Raw genomic sequence first — 18,549 nt, 5'->3', positions numbered from 1 at the left:
CCGTGCTCATCCGATGAGGTGGATGCCCGCCTTGGCCAGCATCAGGCCGGCCTTGTTGAGGAAGGCCGAATCGGTGCTCAGCAGCTTGGCGCCCAGCTGCTGCAGGTGCACCCCAGTCTTGTGGGTATGGACGGTCCCCATGTCGACCTTGACGCCGCAGCCTTCGACCGACACCGCCTTCACCTCCATCGACATCGGGGTGAACTTCATGATCTGCCCGTAGCTCTGCGTCAGCATGCCGCCCAGGTTGGAGAGGAAGTTGTCGATGACCTTGGTGCCGCCGGGCGCGACGATGGTGACGCCGCCGGCGGCGGTGATGGTCATCGCCGCCGGCGTGTTGATGGTGACGGGACCGGCGACCGTCTGGGTCAGCGCGCCGCCGATGGTCTGCGTGCAGGAGCCGCCCACCGCCTCGGTCACGTTCCCGCCGACCACGAGCTGCTGGTTGGCGCCGACGTTGATGGTGCGGTTCGCGCCGACCTTGAGGTCGTCGTTCGAGCCCACCATGTGGCTGCGGTTCGCGCTGACGATCACGTCCTCGCTGGCGCCCACCGTCTCGCTGCGGTTGCCGCCGACGGTGATCGACTCGTCGCCGCCCACCTTCTCGGTCCGGTTGGCACCGATGGTGATCTGCTCGTCGTTGCCGACCGTCTCGGTGCGGTTGTTCTTGACCTCGACCGTCTCGTCATGGTCGATGGTCTTCTTGCGGTCGTGGCCGACCCAGTGGGTCTCGTCGTTCTCGACCTCGATGTCCTGGTTCTTCTCGGCGTGGATCCAGAGCTGCTCCTCGCCCTTCTTGTCCTCGAAGCGGATCGCGTTCGCGTTGGCGGCGCTGCCGTCGGGCGTCGAGCGGGTCAGGATGCCGGTCTGGGTCTTGTTCGCGGGCAGTTCCCACGGCGGCATCTGCTCGCCGTTGTAGACCCGGCCGGTGACCAGCGGGCGGTCCGGGTCGCCCTCGAGGAAGTCGACCACCACCTCCTGGCCGATGCGCGGGATCGCGATCATGCCGAAGTTCTTGCCGGCCCAGGGCTGCGCGACCCGCACCCAGCAGGAGCTGTTCTCGTCGCCGGCGCCGTCGCGGTCCCAGTGGAACTGCACCTTGACGCGGCCGTACTTGTCGGTGTGGATCTCGTCGCCCGCCGGCCCCACGACGATGGCGGTCTGCGGTCCCTGCACCACCGGCTTGGGCGTGAGCCGCTCGGTGCGGAACGCTTCCTGGCTGGGCTGCACGGCAAAGCGGATGTGATAGTCGGTGCTGCCGGCGTCCAGCGATTCGTATTCGCCGAACTGCATCTCGATGTGGGTCGAGCGCACCAGGTACTCGCGGTTCTGGTCGCCGCGCGTGTGGCCGGTCAGGCGAAACAGCGCACCGACGGCGAGCCCGCGCGCGTTGCCGCTGCCCTGGATCTGCTCGTGGTGCGCCTGGAGCTCCTCCAGGCGCAGCTTGGCGTACAGCTCGCCGTCGCTGCGGGCCTCGTACTCGCCGGGGTAGTCGTAGTACTCGCCGTCCGCCGCGTCATGGGGACGCGAACGCCGCGCGCTGGCGCGCAGCTCGGCGCTCGGCTTGGTGAAGTCGAAGTCGTCCAGCACGTAGCTGCCGGGCTGGATCTCGGCCGACACGCTCCATTCGTCGATGTACTCCTGCTCGAGCCGGCGGCCGCGGTCATGCGGGATGTACGGCACGGACTTGAAGCCGGGCACGGCCTCGTGGGCGCTGAGCCCGTCGGCCAGCACCAGCGTGTGCCGTCCGGGCTCGTGCCGGAAGTAGTAGTAGATGCCCTCCTGCTCCATCAGGCGGCTGACGAAGTTGAAGTCCGTCTCGCGGTACTGCACGCAGTACTCCCAGGTGCGGTAGGAGCCGGTCAGGCGCTTCTCGATCGCGGCCTGCGGGTACTTCGCGAACACCTGCGACAGGATGTCCGGCACGCTCTGCTGCTGGAAGATGCGGCAGTTGCTGTTGCGTGTCAGCAGCCACAGCCACGGCCGCACGGTGAGGCGGTAGCGGTGGTACCGCCCCAGCGGCGAGGCGGTGGCCATGCGCGCGACGATGCCGTTGAAGAAGCGGGCGCGCTCCTCCGGCAGCTCCAGCCTGACGGTCACGGGCTTGCCGAGCAGCTCGTGCACCGGCAGCTCGCCCTTGTCCGACAGCACCTCGATGAGGAACTCGAACGGACGCCCCAGCTCCTCGCGGGCGCTCATGGCCCGGAACAGCAGGACGTCGGGCCCCAGGGGCGTGTCGATCTCCATCACTCGTGCCATGCTCGGTCTCCCAGCCTCACCCTCGTTCGCTGCCGGCCCGCGCCACCAGCAGCTCGCGCAGGCGCAGCCATTCCTCGTGCGCGGGCGAACGTCCGGCCAGGGCCTGCCGCCCGCGTTGCCACCAGCGGCGCCAGCCGTCCTGCTGCCCCTGCCGCTCGCGGATGCGCGCTTCCAGCCAGTCGATGTCGAATCCGGCCCACTCGCCGGCCGGCGTGCGCAGGTTGGCCGACAGCAGCGGCTCGAGCTCCTCGGTGAACACGCGCTCCAGCGTCGCCAGGTCCAGCCCGGTGGCGGCCAGCGCCTCGCACAGCCGCCGGCGGTCGGCGTCGTCGAACTCGCGGTCGAGGAACAGCTCGGACAGCGCCGCGCGGGCCGCACGCAGGCGGTCGGCGGCCTGGTCCCCGGGTGTGCGCGCCGCGCCGTTCACCAGCCCTCTCCCAGCCAGCGCGCGAACTCGCGCAGCTCCTCGTCGTAGCGGTCGGCGATCCGGTCCGCGGCAAGTGCGCCCATCAGGCCGCCCACCAGGAACAGCACCGTCGAGCACACCGGCGCACCCGGCCCGCACACCAGCCCGGTCGCGGCCCCCGTCATCGCTGCACCGGCCGCACCGCCGCCCAGCACGAGGCCTTCGCGCAGCCCGGCATGCACGCGGTGCTCGGCGGTCCAGATGTTGTAGACCGACACCGCGACCGTGAACGCGACGCAGGCGCGACCCATCAGGCGCCAGCGCGGGATCTGCGAGGTGACCGCCGGGCGCGATCGACCCGACGACTCGACGATGTGCTCGAACACGCGGCGCCGCTGCGCCGGCTCCAGCGCGCCGAAGCTGCGCCCGGGAAAAAGCTTCTCGGTGGTGGCGTCGACCAGCTGCTCGATGGTCTTGCCCGTCGCCTTGAGCCGCTCGGCCTGCGCGCGGCCGATGACGCTGCTTTGCACGCGCGCTTCCTCCATGATGACGTTGCGCAGCTGCACCGCCAGCTCCGCGCCCTCGCGCGGCGTGGCGCGGCCGGCGCGCACGTCGGCCAGGATGGTGCGCGACATCTCGGCGATGCGGCGCACGTAGTTCTCGCGCACCCCCGCGTCATTGACGAAGCTGCGCCCGAAGTTGAGCGCCGTCACCTGCAGGGCGCGCAGCGCGGCTTCGAGCTCGCGCAGTTCGGCATCGCGCTGGCCGGCGCTGCCCGTCGGGCCGGGCGTGGTGGCGGCCTGCAGGCACGCGGTGCCGTCCCACACCGCGGGACGCGATACGGACCAGGCGCACACCGGGCCGGGACGCTCAGCGCCACTCATCGTTGCCTCCCTTGGCTGCGATCCTGCTTCGTGCCTCCACGATGTCCCACACCGGAAGTCCACCTGCAACCCATTATGGGCAGCGGGTCGGCCCCCCACCATCCCTAACACCAAGCCTCGGTATCCCTAACTTCCTTGGCCACGGCCTGCCGTTCCTGCGCAGGCACCGTCCTGCCCGGCCGCGGGACGACGCGCCACGACCAGCCAGCCCTCGACGGGCTGCATGTTCTCGGTGCGCAGCACCCCGCCCTCCATCGCCTCGACCGCAAGACCGGCCTGCGCGAGCACCTCGCGCACGTACCCGGCGGCGTGGCTGTAGCGACCGTGCGGGTTGAGCCGGAAGCCTGCGCCGCCCTGTCCGTCGACAAGCGCTTCGACGGTGAACACCAGGCAGCCGCCCGGGCGCAGCGCCTCGCACGCCGCAGCGGTCACTGCGCGCAGGTCGCCGAAGTAGCACAGCGTGTCGGCCGACACGACCAGGTCCCACTCCGCATGGCACTGCTGCAGGTATGCGGTCAGCTCCGCCTTGGCCAGTTCGTCGTACACCCCGCGCAGGCGGGCCTTGGCCAGCATCTGCGCCGACAGGTCCACGCCCGCCAGGCGCCGTGCATGCGGCGCCAGCAGCGGCCCGCACAGCCCGGTGCCGCAGCCGGCATCGAGCACGTCCAGCCCCCCTGCCGGGGCACCGCAGGCACGCGCGACGGCCTCGGCCACGAGCTGCGGGGCGCGGTAGTGCAGGCGCTCCAGCTTGGCATCGAAGCTGTGGGCGAAGCGGTCGAAGATGGTCTCGACGTAGGCGTCGGAGGCGCGCTCGGGCACGCCGCTGCCCAGGCAGGCAGCCAGGTGGTGCTGCGCGACCGGGTGCCCCGGCTCGTCGGCGAGCCAGTCGCGGTACACCTCGGCCGCCTTGTCGACCTGTCCCAGCGCGTAGTAGGCCACCCCCAGCATCTTGCGCGCCTCGGGGTGGCCCGGCTTGTGGCGCAACGCGGTGCGGTACGCATCGAGGGCTTCCAGCAGGCGGCCCGTGCCGGCCAGCAGGTTGCCCAGGTTGCTCCAGCCGTCGGCGAACTCGGGGGCCAGCTCGAGCGCACGCCGGTAGGCCTGCTCGGAGTCCTGGTAGGCGCGGCGCATGCGCATCAGCACGCCGAGGTTGTTCAGGATGTCCGGGCGATCCGGGGCGAGGAGCAGGCCGCGCTGGTAGGCCGCGATCGCCTCGTCGAGCCGGCCCATCTCCAGCAGTACGTTGCCCGCGTTGTTGTGCCAGTCCGGGATGCGGTCGACCAGCGCCAGCGAGCGCTCGATCAGCGGCCAGCCCTGCTCGCTGCGTCCGCCCTGGTGCAGCAGCACGCCGAGGAAGTGATGGGCGTCGGGCTGTTCCGGTGCCAGCGCCAGCACGCGCCGGTACAGGCGTTCGGCCTCCTCCAGCATCCCGCGCTGGTGCAACACCACGGCCTGGTGCAGCAGCGGCGTGACGTCGGTGCCGGAGGCCCTGGCCGGCCTTGCGCGCTTGCCCATGGTCCGGCCTTCAGCTCAGGTGCAGTCGCTTGACCGCCTTGCTCTTGACCTTCGCGAAGAAGCTCTTGTCGGCGTGCGTGATCCGGTTGGCCTGCAACCCTTCGAGCTGCAGGTTGGAGGCCTTGATGTTCTTGGTGGCGATCTCCAGCAGCGGATCCATCTGCTTGCGCTTCATCACCTCGATGCGGTCCATCCACCCCGGCAGGCCGATGTCGGCGACGAAGAAGTTCGCCACCAGCGAGGTGTCGGCGCAGGTGAGCAGGTAGCAGCCCAGGATCGGGCAGTCCTTGAACACCGTGAGGTCCAGCGTGTCGGGGGTCTTCAGCCGCGCGTTGCCGGCACGCAGGTCCTTGATGTCCATGCCCAGCGAGTAGAGCTTGAGCCCCAGGCTCGCCACCGCGTTGGCAATGCCGATGCCCGCGGTGGTGGCGGTGCCCAGGTCGGTGAACAGGCCGGCGATCTTCGCCCCGGTGGCGGTGGCCTGCTGCGCCAGCTGCACCGAGTGCCGGCCCAGGTCGCGCTTGATCAGCTCGCGCACCGCCTCGGCGGCGGCGACCGGATCGCCGACGCGGAACCCCTGGCGGTACTCCTGGCTGCGGTAGAGCTGGTAGCCGTCGGTGGCCACCGTCCTGGCCGCCTGCGCCAGCTTGTAGCCGCTGCTCACCACGCCGACGATCGGGGTCACCTCGGCGATCAGCTCCTTGACCGTCTCGGAGGTGACCACCTCGACGATCTCCTGGATGTTCTGCACGTCGGCACACTGGACGATGAAGTCCTCGATCATCTGCTTCATGCCCGGCGCCAGCGCCGCCGTCTTGCCGACCTGCGAGCCGACCTTGGCCACCTCCTTGCCGGCCTTGGCGAGCTTGTTCGCCTGCTGGTAGATCGACTTGCCGTCGGACACCAGCCCCTTGCCGGTCTTCAGGGCGGTCTTGCTGCCGTACTTCAGTTTCGTGCCGCTGAACATGTTGACCAGCAGCAGGCGCCGCGCCTTGGCGATCTCGCCCATCGCGCGGAGTTCTTCGAGTGTCAGTGCAGGCATGGGGTCACCTCTATACCTTGTCGGATCCGTGCGGACGGCCTCAGAAGCTGTAGGTGAAGTTGCCGTCCTGGACGTCGACCTTGACGCGTTCGAGCTGGCGGCCTTCCATCATCGCGTTGAGGAAGGCGCGCGACAGGTCGGGCAGCATGGTGTTGGTGAGGATGGCGTCGATCATGCGGCCGCCCGACTCGCTTTCGGTGCAGCGCGACACCACCAGCCGGATCACGTCCTCGCCGTACTCGAACGGCACCTTGTGCCGTTCCTCGATGCGCTTCTTGATGCGGCCGAGCTGCAGCCGCACGATGCGGCCGAGCATCTCGTCGCTCAGCGGGTAGTACGGGATCACCACCAGCCGCCCCAGCAGCGCGGGCGGGAAGACCTTCAGCAGCGGCTCGCGCAGCGCCTTGGCCAGCGCCTCGGGATCGGGCATCAGCTCCGGGTCCTTGCACATGCTGGCGATCAGGTCGGTGCCGGCGTTGGTCGTCAGCAGGATCAGCGTGTTCTTGAAGTCGATGAAGCGGCCCTCGCCGTCCTCCATGAAGCCCTTGTCGAACACCTGGAAGAAGATCTCGTGCACGTCCGGGTGCGCCTTCTCGACCTCGTCGAGCAGCACCACGCTGTACGGCTTGCGCCGCACCGCCTCGGTCAGCACCCCACCTTCGCCGTAGCCGACGTACCCCGGTGGCGCACCCTTGAGCGTGGAGACGGTGTGCGCCTCCTGGAACTCGCTCATGTTGATCGTCACCAGGTTCTGCTCGCCGCCGTACAGCGCCTCGGCCAGCGCCAGCGCGGTCTCGGTCTTGCCCACGCCCGAGGTGCCCGCCAGCAGGAACACGCCGATCGGCTTGTTGGGGTTGTCCAGGCCGGCGCGCGTGGTCTGGATGCGCTTGGCGATCATCTCCATCGCGTGGTCCTGGCCGATCACCCGCTGGCCGAGCAGCGCCGGCAGGTTCAGCACCGTCTCGATCTCGTTGCGCGCCATGCGGCCCACGGGGATGCCGGTCCAGTCGGCCACCACGCTGGCCACGGCCTGGTAGTCCACGGTGGGCAGGATCAGCGGGTTTTCGCCCTGCACCTCGGCCAGCTGGGCCTGCACCGATCTCAGCTCCTGCAGCAGCGCGGCGCGCTCGGCCTCGCCCAGCGGCGACTCGGTGGCGCCTTCGGCCGCCGCTTCCAGCGCGCTGCCGGTGCCCTCCACCGGCTGGGCGCCGGCGCGCAGCTGGGCGCGCAGCGCGAGCAGCCGGTCCACCAGGCCCTTCTCGGTTTCCCAGCGCTGCGTCAGCGCGGCCAGGCGCTCGCGCTCTGCGGCCAGTGCCGCCTCGCATTCGGCGCGGCGCTGCCCGGTGTCGATGCCGATGCTCTGCTCGCGCGCGATGATGCCCAGCTCGGTCTCCAGCGCCTCGATGCGCCGCTGGCTGTCGTCCACCTCGGCCGGCGTCGCGTGCAGGCTCACGGCCACCCGCGCGCAGGCGGTGTCGAGCAGGCTGACCGCCTTGTCCGGCAGCTGGCGCGCCGGGATGTAGCGGTGCGAGAGCCTGACCGCGGCTTCCAGCGCCTCGTCAAGGATCTGCACCTTGTGGTGCTTCTCCATCGTCGAGGCCACGCCACGCATCATCAGGATCGCGCGGCGCTCGTCGGGCTCGTCGACCTGCACGTTCTGGAAGCGTCGCGTCAGCGCCGGGTCCTTCTCGATGTACTTCTTGTACTCGGCCCAGGTCGTCGCGCCGATGGTGCGCAGCGTGCCGCGCGCGAGCGCCGGCTTGAGCAGGTTGGCCGCGTCACCGGTGCCTGCCTGGCCACCTGCCCCGACCAGCGTATGGGTCTCGTCGACGAACAGGATGATCGGCTTGGGCGAGGCCTGCACCTCCTCGATCACCGAGCGCAGGCGCTGCTCGAACTCGCCCTTCATGCTGGCACCGGCCTGCAGCAGGCCCACGTCCAGTGCGCGCAGCTCCACGTCCTTCAGCGCCGGCGGCACGTCGCCGCGCACGATGCGCTGCGCGAAGCCCTCGACCACCGCGGTCTTGCCCACGCCAGCCTCGCCGACCAGAATGGGGTTGTTCTGGCGCCGCCGCATCAGGATGTCGACGACCTGGCGGATCTCGTCGTCGCGCCCGACGATGGGGTCCATCCTGCCGGAGCGGGCCTGCTCGGTCAGGTCCACGGTGAAGCGCTTGAGCGCCTCCTGCTTGCCCATCTGGGCGGCCGGCAGCGCACCGCTCGCCTCGCCGGGGGCCGCGCCGCCGGACAGCGACGAGCCGTCGGTCGGTGCCAGCCCTTCCTCGGGCGAGCCCGCAACGATCTTCCCGAAGTCCTCGGCCAGGTCGTCCGGGCGGATGCGCTCGAACTGGCGCGAGATCGCCAGCAGCGCGTTGCGCAGGAACGAGGTCTTGAGCAGCCCGACCATCACGTGGCCGGTGCGCACCTGCGATTCGCCGTACTTCAGCGAGCCGTACACCCAGCCGCGCTCGACCGCGTTGGTGACGTGGTCCGACAGGTCGGAGATCGAGGTCGCGCCGCGCGGCAGCCGGTCCAGCGCCGCCGTGATGTCCTTGGCCAGCACCGAGGCGTCCAGTCCGAAGTGCCGGATGATGCGGTGCCAGTCGCTGTCGGGCAGCTGCACGATCTGCGCGACCCAGTGCTCCAGCTCCACGTACGGGTTGCCCCGCAGCTTGCAGAACACGGTGGCGCCTTCGACGGCCTTGTAGGCCACGCTGTTGAGCTTGCCGAACAGCGCGACGCGGCTGATTTCGCTCATGGGTTCTCTCTCCTCGCGGTCTGATCAGGCGGCCACGTGCCGGGCCTGCGGTCCGGGGTCGTTGGCGGCGGCGCGCAGCGCGCGCCGCGGGCGATCCGGCTGGAGCACCAGGGCCGGCCCCCCGGTGCCGGCCGCACGGCGTCCGGCCCAGGTGGTCCAGCCGAGCCGGCTGTGCCGGCCGAGGCGCGCCTGCGGCACCTCGGCGGCGGCCAGCACCAGCCGCACGTCCCAGTCCAGCTCGAACCCGACGTACTGGCGCACCGCGGCCAGCAACGGCGGCAGGGCCCGACCTGGCGGCAGGAAGTCGAGGTACTGCGCCAACGTCAGCGGGCCGACGTGGATGCGGAACTTGTGCTGCCGGTCCCACACGCGCCGGCCCAGGACGGCCCCGCGGGCCAGCTGGTTGCCGGTAGCCGCATCGCGCTGCAGGCGCGTGCGCTGGTGCGGCGGCAGCGCCATCCAGTGCCCGACGAACTGCTCGACGCGCACCGGCAGGCGGAAGTAGCTGCGCAGCAGCGCCTGCAGGCCTTCGGCATTGCGCACCTGGCGCACCAGCAGGCCGGCGTGGTGCAGCTTGGCGTGGTCTGGCAAGGCGTCGCGCCCGCGCAGCGCCGGCGTCCCGAGCCCGAACAGCGCGCCGACGTAGGTGCCGAAACGGTCGTCCTCGGGGCGGTCCAGCCCGACCGTCGGCTGGGCCTGGGCCCAGGCCCGGTAGAACAGCAGCAGCAGGCGGTGGTGGAAGACGTCGGCGAAGCGCGCGAAGCTGCGGTCGTCGTGGTGCAGGATGCGCTCGCGCGCATGGTCGGTCAGGTGCAACGGCAGCGGCCCGTTCGGCCCGAACAGCCCGAAGAAGCGCACCTCCATGCGCGCCGGCCGGCTGCCCTCGGGCGGCATGAACCTGGACAGCGAGGCCGGGGCGAAATCCAGCGCCGGCTCCTGTCCCAGGCGCACCGGCTCGTCGACCGGACGTTGCGCGGTGCCGAGCCGCGGCTTGTGCGGGAAGCAGCACTCGATGCTGCGCATCGCCCAGTAGAAGTCGTGGCGATACGGCGCCTGCGCCAGCGCCTGCCAGAGCTTCACAGGATCGCGCGGCTTCCGCATCGGGGCACCCATCGCATCAGCTCGCCGCGGCTGGTCGACCGCAGCGAGGTCTCGACAAAGGAATTCAGCGACACGTAGCGCGTGAAGAACTGCGCCAGCACCGCGCCGAACAGGAAGGCGCTCGCCCCCTGGAAGGCGAACTCGTCGACCTCGACGTCGACCTCGACGCCGCGCCCGAAGGCGATCGGCCCGGGCGCCGGGAAGCGCCGCACGGTCGGACGCGTGCGCACCGAGCGCAGGCCGTCGATCTGCTTGAGCAGGCCGTGGTCCGCGCTCTGGGCATACAGGGTCAGGATCTCCCGCAGCGCCGCGGCGCCTTCGCGCTCGTCGACGTCGAGCAGCGAGAGGTAGTTCAGCGACAGCTGGTGGATGAACTTCCAGCTGACCGCGCCCTCGCGCAGCGAGGAGTACGGCCGCGTCGGTCCCTTGAGCACGCGCACCGACTCGACCGGGGCGGCCATGTCCAGCACGAAGTCGGTCCGCCCCACCCCGAGTGGCATGTGCAGTGGCAGGTCGCGGTTGGTGCAGGTCGCGGTGACCGCGAGCTGGCGCAGGTCCTCGCTGAACGGGGCTTCCGCCGGGTCGACCAGCGAGATGTAGACCTCGCTGCCCACGTAGCTGGAGCGCGCGCCGCGGCGCTTCTGCTCGGCCGACAGCAGGCGCGGCTCGCGCTGCAGGCTGTAGTAGGCCGCATGCCCGTGGCCTTCGTGGTGGAAGGCGGCGTAGAACGGCAGGAAATGGTGTTCGCTGCCCGCGCCCACGCCGTAGCCGGTCACCGAGGTGACGTCGTAGACCTCGAAGTCCATCGGCTTGGTGCGGTCCGGCACCACGTGGTAGTCGTGCTGGTTGGCCGTGATGTGGATGCGGTCGCAGCGGCGCTCGAACAGGTTGATCGCCGGGGTGCAGTGGAGTGCGAAGTTGCCGGCGTCGACCACGTTCTCCAGCGTCGCGTCGCCGCGTTCGAGCAGCACGACGACCTCGACCTCGTCGCCGGTGCAGCGCTGCAGCGCAGGCCGCAGCCCCTGGATGTCGAACATCAGGAAGCGCTGCGGGAAGGCGTAGTACTCCTGCAGCAGCCGGTAGCCCTGGAAGTTGCGCAGGCCCACCGGCAACAGTGCCTCGTCGTCCGAGAAGCCGACCGGCGCGACGCTGGTCGCCGGCAGCACCTCGTGCCACGGCACCGGACGCTGCGGCGGCACCACCACCACGCCGAGCGCGCTGCCCAGCAGCAGCTCGTACAGCTTGTAGGCCACCTCGTCGCCGCCGGCCAGGTACAGGCGCAGCGCCTCCATCGGCAGCTGGTGGAACTGCAGCCCGGCGGTTGCGCGCAGCTTGAGCCGCACCCCGCCCTTGACGCGCCGGCCGACCGGCAGCTGCGCCAGCGGCAGGTCCGGCGCGTAGGAGAAGTACGAGGCCGAGACGATCTCGACCGGCCACAGCGTCACGTCCTGCGCAGTGCGGAACTGGCACGGCGTCTCGTCGCCCTTGCCGAGCTGGCTGCGCATCATGCTGCCGCGCGCGATGCGGAAGCCGCGCGCCAGGTTGCCGTCGTTCAGGTCGGGCCGGAACTGGGCAACCACCATCGCCGGCACCGGCGCGACGTAGTTGGGGTAGACGATCTCGAGCAACCGCTGCGTGAAGCGCGGGAACTCGGCGTCCAGCTTGAGCTGCACCCGTGCGGCCAGGAACGCGAACCCCTCCAGCAGGCGCTCGACGTAGGGGTCGGAGACCTCGATGCCGTCCATCCCCAGGCGCGCCGCGATCTTGGGGAACGCCTGCGCGAACTCCGCACCCATCTCGCGCAGGTGCTGCAGCTCCTGGTTGTAGTAGCGAAGCAGGCGAGGATCCATGCCCTAGCCCCTCAGCTCGCGGACCTGGACCTGGCCGGTCTCCAGGTCGAGTTCGGTGCGCAGCAGGAACTCCAGCGGCACCGGCTGTGCCCACAGGTGGCCGCTGATGTGCAGGCTGACGACGTTGTGGTGGTCCATCTGCAGCTCGGACACGAGGGCCTCGACCTTCAGCGTCGCCGGCATGATGCGCGGCTCGAACGTCAGGATGGTCCGCTTGACCTCGTTCTCGAGCTGCACGATGTCCAGCGTCGAGGCGGTTTCACCGGACAGCGCAGGCAGCCCGTAGTTGAGCACCGACTGCGCCGCATGGGGCCACTGCTCCCAGTCGATGTCGTCCGATGGCCGGGTCGCGTTGAACAGCCAGGACAGGTCGCGCAGCACCGCCTCGCGCAGCCGAGCCTTGGTCAGCACGCGCTGCTCGCGCGGTTCGACCGTGGACGACGGATCGTCGTCGATCAGCCGGTCCAGCAGGGCCGGCTGCAGGCGTTCCTGGGGGGTCAACGCTGCCACGGCTTATGCGTCGCCAGAGGTCTGTCCGTCACCGGACGGGGACGGGTCGTTCCACACGATCGTGCGCACGTCCATCAGCGACACGTCGCCCGTGTCCGTCGCCAGCATGCGCTGGCCCAGCCCGGTGTAGAAGCCGGGCTGCGACTCCTGCCATTCGGTCTTGCGCGACAACAGCACCAACCCGTCGTCGCTCGCCTCGCTGCCCGGGTAGCGGGTGGGGATCAGCCCGACGGTCTCGCCGCCGTTCTCGAACTTCAGGTGCGCGGGCATCCAGACCGTGTCGCGCAGGTCGGCCGGCTCCTCGACGACGAGCTCGGTGAGGCGCGCGAACGGCACCCAGCAGTAGCGTCCGTTGATGATCACTTCCAGCACCGGCCCGAGCCGCATGTCGGCATCGGCCACCCAGGCGAACGGCTGGCCGTTGAGCGTGCCCGCCCCTTCGGGGGCCTGCTCGAAGGCATGGTCGCGCAGGCGGCGCGCATCCTCGGGAGCGCCCTGCCCCTCGCGCAACAGCGCCTCGATCAGCAGCGCCGTCCACGCCTCGGGATGGCCGAACAGCATCGGCACCTTCCGCCCGGCAAACACCTCGGCGCGCAGCAGTTCGCACTGGATGGCTTCGCGGTAGGTCTGTGCCATCGCGAGCGCCGACGCATCGAGGCCGGCGGCCACGTTCAGCTGGGCGAGCGCGCGCTCCCACTGCCCCAGCACGCACAGCAGCTGGAACAGGAAGATGCGCTTCTTCGCGTCCGCGGGCTGTGCGCGCACCTCGTCCTGCAGGGCCTGGAGCGCGCGCACCGGGTCGCCCATGCGCAGGTGGTCTTCGGAAGGCAATGCGGCAGACATGTCAGATGCTCCTGCAAGCGATGCGCACGCACGGCCCTCGCCGCACGTCCATCGCGGACCCTGATCCCGGCCCGGCCGGCCTGGAGACGCCCGCGCCCCGACGGGCGCCAGGCCGAGGCGGCGCAATGGCCCCCATCAGCTCACCTCGGCAGCGAAGTTCATGCCGCCCTTCTTCTGCCCCTTCTCGTCCTGGCCCACGTACTCGACGTTGATCTTCTTGAACGAGAACGTCAGGCGTTCGACGAGCCGCGGGCTGCCCTCGGACGCCGTGCCGACGTCGTAGGCCGTGATGCGGGCGTCCTCGAGCGTGATGACGAAGTAGTCGATGGGCTGTCCGCCGGCCTTGCGCACCGACAGCACCACCTTCTTCAGCAGCTCGTTGTTGCGCATCACCGCCATCAGGCCGGTGGAGGCAGCGTCCACTTCCTTGGCCAGCTGAAGCGATTCGACCGTGGTCTTCGCCGCCGCGCCGGCACCGCCCATCGCGCTGGCCGAGCGCATGCCCCAGGACCAGCTGAACACATCGATCTCGTCGCGGTGGGCCTGGTCGTTGGCCTCGCCCCGGATGATCCCGGAGCGCGTGCCCTCGACCTTGAGAAACATGTCGCCGAGAGACATGGCGTGTCATCCCCGAGCAACGTCCGGTGGCGATGCACCGGACGGGATCCGTCCCGTGGCCCGACGGCCCGGCCGCACCGGGTTCCTCGGGCGTCGAGGACCTGGAGGCGCCGCCGGCCCCGCAGGCCTGCGACGCCACGCACCGCCGGCGTCAGAGCTTGATGTTCTCGGCGATGTTCCAGCCGGCCTCGACGGCGGCGTCGCCGGTGCCGTCGGGTTTCTGCGGCACGTACTCGACCTTGACCTCGGCGAAGTTGAGCGTGATGCTCTCGACCAGGCGATCATCCCCGCCGGAACCACCCGTGCTGATCGACGAGACGAGGACCTCCTTCATCGTGATCTTGAGGTACTCGAGCGGCTTCTCGCCGGCCTTGCGGACCACCAGCACGGCCTCCTTGAAGTGCTTGCCGTTGCAGCAGGCCAGCATCAGCGTCGGCGACGACTTGTCGACGTACTTGGTGAACGACAGATCCTGCACGCTCACCTTGCCCGCGCCGCCTCCCCCGCCGACGTGGGTCGTGCCGGACTGGCTCAATCCCCAGGACCACGCCAGGACGTCGATCTCGCCCTTGTGCTTGGCATCGACGGACTCGCCCTTGATGTCGTCCATCTTCAGAAACATGTCAACAGCCATGGTCGCTCCTTCTGCTATGACAGCGTTAAATGAACCAATCGGTCATGCCGGCTGCAGGCACGCAGCCGGCTCTCCCTCCACAAGCTGGGACTCCACAGGATGAACACCTGCCCTCGGCGGCTCATGCTCCCTTGACGGACGGCAGCTTGGACACCAGCCGCAGGGACACGGTCAGCCCCTCGAGCTGGTAGTGCGGACGCAGGAAGAACTTGGACGTGTAGTAGCCCGGGTTGCCTTCCACCTCCTCGACCACCACCTCGGCGGCGGCCAGTGGCTTGCGCGCCTTGGTGGATTCGGACGAATGGGCCGGGTCGCCATCGACGTACTGCATGATCCAGTCCTGCAGCCACTTCTGCATGTCGTCGCGCTCCTTGAAGGAGCCGATCTTGTCGCGCACGATGCACTTCAGGTAGTGCGCGAAGCGGCAGGTGGCGAACAGGTAGGGCAGGCGCGCGGCCAGGTTGGCGTTGGCGGTGGCGTCGGGGTCGTCGTACTCGGCCGGCTTCTGCAGCGACTGCGCACCGATGAAGGCAGCGAAGTCGCTGTTCTTGCGGTGCACCAGCGGCATGAAGCCGTTCTTGGCAAGCTCGGCCTCGCGGCGGTCGGAGATCGCGATCTCGGTCGGGCACTTCATGTCCACGCCCCCGTCGTCGGTGGGGAAGGTGTGCGTGGGCAGGCCCTGCACCGCACCGCCCGACTCGACGCCGCGGATGCGCGAGCACCAGCCGTACTCCTTGAACGAGCGGTTGATGTTGACCGCCATCGCGTAGGCCGAGTTGGCCCAGGTGTACTTGCTGTGGTCGGCCGAACCGGTGTCTTCCTCGAAGTCGAACTCCTCGACCGGGTTGGTGCGCGACCCGTACGGCAGGCGCGCCAGGAAGCGCGGCATCGTCAGGCCGATGTAGCGGGCGTCCTCGGATTCGCGCAGCGAACGCCAGGGGGCGTACTCGGGCGTCGTGAAGATCTTGGTCAGGTCGCGCGGATTGGCCAGCTCCTGCCAGCTCTCCATCTGCATGATGGTCGGCGAGGCCCCGGCAATGAAGGGCATGTGGGCCGCGGCACAGATCTTGGCCATCTCGCCCAGCAGCTCCACGTCGGGCGGGCTGTGGTCGAAGTGGTAGTCGCCGACCATGCAGCCGAACGGCTCGCCGCCGAACTGGCCGTACTCTTCCTCGTAGATGCGCTTGAAGATCGGGCTCTGGTCCCAGGCCGTCCCCTTGTAGCGCTTGAGCGTCTTGCCCAGCTCCTGCTTGGAGACGTTCATCACGCGGATCTTCAGCTGCTCGTCGGTCTCGGTGTTGTTGACCAGGTAATGCAGGCCGCGCCATGCACCTTCGAGCTTCTGGAAGTCCTCGTGATGCATGATCAGGTTGATCTGCTCTGAGAGCTTGCGGTCGATCTCGGCGATCATCGCCTCGATCGTCTTGACCACGTCGCTGCCGATCAGCTGCGTCTGGGCCAGCGCCTGCGCCGCCAGGGTCTGCACCGCCTGCTCGACGGCGCTCTTGGCTTCCTCGGTCTTGGGCTTGAACTCCTTCTGCAGCAGCGCCGCCAGTTCGTTGCCCTCGAGGACCACGCCTTCGAGTTGGGATTGCTGTTGGGTCTCGGCCATCGCGTTCTCCTGACTCAATCCACCGCCGCGTCAGGCGGCAGCACCACCGTCTTCTTCGGGCTTCTTGCTGGCAGCCAGGGACTGCAACAGCGCGGGGTCGTTCAGCACCTTGGCGATCAGCTCCTCGGCACCGGTCTTGCCGTCCATGTAGGTCACCAGGTTCGCCAGCTGCTGACGCGCCTCGAGCAGCTTGTTGAGCGCGTCGACCTTGCGCGCGATCGCCGCCGGCGAGAAGTCGTCCATGCTCTCGAAGGTGATGTCCACGCTGATGTTGCCCTCGCCCGTCAGCGTGTTGGGCACCTGGAACGCGACCCGCGGCTTCATCGACTTCATGCGCGAGTCGAAGTTGTCGACGTCGATCTCGAGGAACTTGCGGTCGGCCACCGGCGGCAGCGGCTCGACCGGCTTGCCGGACAGGTCCGCCATCACGCCCATCACGAAGGGCAGCTGGACCTTCTTCTCGGCGCCGTACAGCTCGACGTCGTACTCGATCTGGACGCGCGGCGCCCGGTTCCGGGCGATGAATTTCTGGCTGCTGCTGGTGGCCATGGTGCTCTCCTACGGTTGACGGACGGTACCGAGCGCAACCGCTGCGGTCCGGGGTGCGATCAAGAATCCAGAACTGCCTTATTCGCGGATGCCGGCCAGCTGGCGGACCGTGCTCACGCTGTCGGGGGTCATGTCCTCGATGATCTCGAGGAAGCTCATTGCCATCAGCCGCTGCGCGCGGCGCAGCAGCAGCGGCACGGGGTTGGTCGGTTCGGTGCGTTCGAGGAACTCGATCATGCGGTCCAGGCTGCGGACGACGTCCTCGCGGCTGCGCAGCTCGCCGACCACGACGGCGCACACCGGGGCCTCGGACGCTGCGCCGTCGACCGCTTCGCCTTCCGCCCCGGCCACCGCCTCGCCGGCTTCGGCCGCCACCTGGTCGACCAGCTTGACGACCGCGTTGAGGATGGTGCGCAGCGGCCTCAGGTCCACCGCCTGGGCGGAGCCCACCTTCTCGTTGAGCCAGTCCTGCAGCGCATTGGCCTGCCGCAGCGCCTCGCGGATGCCCTCCGCGAAGCCGGCATCGGAAGCCGAGGCATCGCGCATCGCCGCGAGCAGCTCCGCTTCGGACGGCACCGACTGGCCGGCCGGCGGCTCGATGAGGGACAGCGCATATTCCACATGCTTGACCGCGTAGCTGCCGCCGCGCGAGCGCAGGAACACGGCGTCACGCAGCTCCTTCAGCCCCGCCTCGGGGTGAGCCAGCGGCGCGACCGCGTTCATGCGCATGACGGGATCGAAGTTGTCCTCCGGATCGAGTTGCGGATGGAGTTCGTCCCAGTAGGTCTCGCACAGGCCGTGCAGCAGCTTCAGGCCCTGTCCGAGGCCGGCGGGACCGGCCGTGCGCGCCAGCCCGCGCGCGAGATAGGTGGCCACCCGCAGGTCCTTGGTACGCCCCAGCAGCCGCACGGCACGTTCGACCACGTCGGGCCAGTCGGGCTCCTCGCCGGCGACCACGGTGTCGCCGAACTGCTGTTCGGCCTTGCCACGCGCCGCCTGCTCCAGCGCCATGAAGTCGGCGTCGTACTCCAGGTCCTCCCCGCAGGCAGAGGCCTCGGACACGGGAGCCAGCAGGGCATCGACATCGATCACGGCAGCAACCTCAGCTCGAACGGCGACACGGGACGTGCGTGTCTCACGTTGGATTGCGGGCAGTCTAGGAGTGCGCCGGTGATGTCGCCACCCCAAGGGTTAGGGATCGGGACACCGTCCTCGTGGGGCGTGGTGCAGCGCGACGTGACGCACTGCACGGCGTTCTTCCTCCCTGCACGTCCTTCTCGCGAAGCCTCTGGAGAGTGGGCCTGACACGAGGGATGTTCCTCCCCCCTAGTTCTTGGTGCTTGCCCCCTCCATCGCTTTCTTCCGCTGCATGCGCGAACCATAATCCTGCGGCGCCCACCCAGAAGTGGCGGCCTCGCACGACATGCATGCGGCATGCATGCCGCCATGACGTCCGACCTACTTGCTCTACGGGATCCTCTGCCATGCGACAACGAACGGGCCTGCTGAAATGGATATCCCTCGTGGCGTGTGCCGCAGCGCTGTGGGGCTGTGCCGGCAGCCCGAAGCCCGCGCGACTGGACATCCGCATGTCCGGCGATGCGCAGGTGAACCCTGACGCGCGCTACCGTCCCTCGCCGGTGATGGTGCGCCTGTACGAGCTCAAGACGCCCGCGGCCTTCGAGTCCGCCGACTTCTTCTCCCTGTTCGACAAGGACCGCGAAACGCTCGCCGCCGACCTGAACGCACGCGACGAGTTCGTGCTGCAGCCCGGGCAGTCGTTGACCTTGAAGCGCGAAGCCAGGCCGGACACGCGCTACCTCGCGGTGCTGGCCGCGTACCGCGACCTGGAGCGCTCGCGCTGGCGCGCGGTGACGGCGCTGCATCCGGGCAAGGCCCAGGTGGTGCAGGTCCGGGCGGGCGCGCGCGCGGTCGAGATCTCGGCCGTGCCCGAATGAAGGCCCCCGC

Annotated in this window: 16 protein-coding genes; 1 reads left to right on the top strand and 15 read right to left on the bottom strand. The window is 69.4% G+C overall.

From position 1 onward, the window contains the following. Positions 1-6: 6 nt before the first annotated feature. From IS481_RS07785 to tssA, 15 genes are all read right to left on the bottom strand, one after another. Positions 7-2,259, bottom strand: a complete 2,253-nt coding sequence (locus IS481_RS07785) for a type VI secretion system Vgr family protein (RefSeq protein WP_104356504.1) — start codon at positions 2,257-2,259, stop codon at positions 7-9. A 16-nt stretch (positions 2,260-2,275) separates the two neighbouring features. Then, on the bottom strand, positions 2,276-2,686 hold the full coding sequence (locus IS481_RS07780) for a DUF7079 family protein (RefSeq protein ID WP_104356503.1): 411 nt from the start codon (positions 2,684-2,686) through the stop codon (positions 2,276-2,278). Next, a complete protein-coding gene (locus tag IS481_RS07775; RefSeq protein ID WP_132763196.1) occupies positions 2,683-3,549 on the bottom strand; it encodes a hypothetical protein in 867 nt (288 codons plus the stop codon). Before IS481_RS07775 ends, IS481_RS07780 begins: the two co-directional genes overlap by 4 nt. 126 nt (positions 3,550-3,675) lie before the next feature. Then, a complete protein-coding gene (locus IS481_RS07770; RefSeq protein WP_104356501.1) occupies positions 3,676-5,064 on the bottom strand; it encodes a tetratricopeptide repeat protein in 1,389 nt (462 codons plus the stop codon). Between the two features lie 10 nt (positions 5,065-5,074). Next, positions 5,075-6,106: a hypothetical protein gene (locus IS481_RS07765; RefSeq protein WP_132763192.1), complete on the bottom strand. Its 1,032-nt coding sequence runs from the start codon at positions 6,104-6,106 to the stop codon at positions 5,075-5,077. Between the two features lie 40 nt (positions 6,107-6,146). After that, the gene (gene tssH / locus IS481_RS07760) at positions 6,147-8,864 is read right to left on the bottom strand and encodes a type VI secretion system ATPase TssH (RefSeq protein ID WP_104356499.1); all 2,718 of its coding nucleotides are present in this window, start codon (positions 8,862-8,864) and stop codon (positions 6,147-6,149) included. 24 nt (positions 8,865-8,888) lie between these two features. After that, positions 8,889-9,944, bottom strand: a complete 1,056-nt coding sequence (tssG, locus tag IS481_RS07755) for a type VI secretion system baseplate subunit TssG (protein ID WP_232529501.1) — start codon at positions 9,942-9,944, stop codon at positions 8,889-8,891. After that, a complete protein-coding gene (gene tssF, locus IS481_RS07750; RefSeq protein WP_104356498.1) occupies positions 9,941-11,815 on the bottom strand; it encodes a type VI secretion system baseplate subunit TssF in 1,875 nt (624 codons plus the stop codon). Before tssF ends, tssG begins: the two co-directional genes overlap by 4 nt. Positions 11,816-11,818: 3 nt before the next feature. Further along, positions 11,819-12,325, bottom strand: a complete 507-nt coding sequence (gene tssE / locus IS481_RS07745) for a type VI secretion system baseplate subunit TssE (protein ID WP_104356497.1) — start codon at positions 12,323-12,325, stop codon at positions 11,819-11,821. Positions 12,326-12,328: 3 nt separating this feature from the next. Next, entirely contained in the window at positions 12,329-13,168 is an 840-nt protein-coding gene (locus tag IS481_RS07740) for a type VI secretion system accessory protein TagJ (RefSeq protein ID WP_104356496.1), read from the bottom strand. 135 nt (positions 13,169-13,303) lie between these two features. Then, positions 13,304-13,786 carry an Hcp family type VI secretion system effector gene (locus IS481_RS07735; RefSeq protein ID WP_104356495.1) on the bottom strand — a complete coding sequence of 161 codons (483 nt, stop codon included), beginning with the start codon at positions 13,784-13,786 and terminating at the stop codon, positions 13,304-13,306. Positions 13,787-13,937: 151 nt separating this feature from the next. Further along, on the bottom strand, positions 13,938-14,420 hold the full coding sequence (locus tag IS481_RS07730; RefSeq protein ID WP_104356494.1) for an Hcp family type VI secretion system effector: 483 nt from the start codon (positions 14,418-14,420) through the stop codon (positions 13,938-13,940). 121 nt (positions 14,421-14,541) lie between these two features. Beyond that, the gene (gene tssC, locus IS481_RS07725; protein WP_104356493.1) at positions 14,542-16,032 is read right to left on the bottom strand and encodes a type VI secretion system contractile sheath large subunit; all 1,491 of its coding nucleotides are present in this window, start codon (positions 16,030-16,032) and stop codon (positions 14,542-14,544) included. 30 nt (positions 16,033-16,062) lie between these two features. Next, positions 16,063-16,581, bottom strand: coding sequence for a type VI secretion system contractile sheath small subunit (gene tssB, locus IS481_RS07720; protein WP_104356492.1), 519 nt, complete (start codon positions 16,579-16,581; stop codon positions 16,063-16,065). 78 nt (positions 16,582-16,659) lie between these two features. Beyond that, positions 16,660-17,673, bottom strand: a complete 1,014-nt coding sequence (gene tssA, locus IS481_RS07715; RefSeq protein WP_165908601.1) for a type VI secretion system protein TssA — start codon at positions 17,671-17,673, stop codon at positions 16,660-16,662. Positions 17,674-17,894: 221 nt separating this feature from the next. Here tssA and tssJ point away from each other — a divergent pair, with 221 nt between their 5' ends. Next, complete coding sequence (tssJ, locus tag IS481_RS07710; RefSeq protein ID WP_104356490.1) at positions 17,895-18,539, top strand: type VI secretion system lipoprotein TssJ; 645 nt, start codon at positions 17,895-17,897, stop codon at positions 18,537-18,539. The last annotated feature ends 10 nt before the right edge of the window (positions 18,540-18,549 follow it).

The organism is Caldimonas thermodepolymerans (assembly GCF_015476235.1).
Lineage (GTDB): Bacteria > Pseudomonadota > Gammaproteobacteria > Burkholderiales > Burkholderiaceae_C > Caldimonas > Caldimonas thermodepolymerans.
The sequence above is the reverse complement of the archived record's forward strand: the minus strand, read 5'-3'. Positions and strand labels throughout refer to the sequence as shown.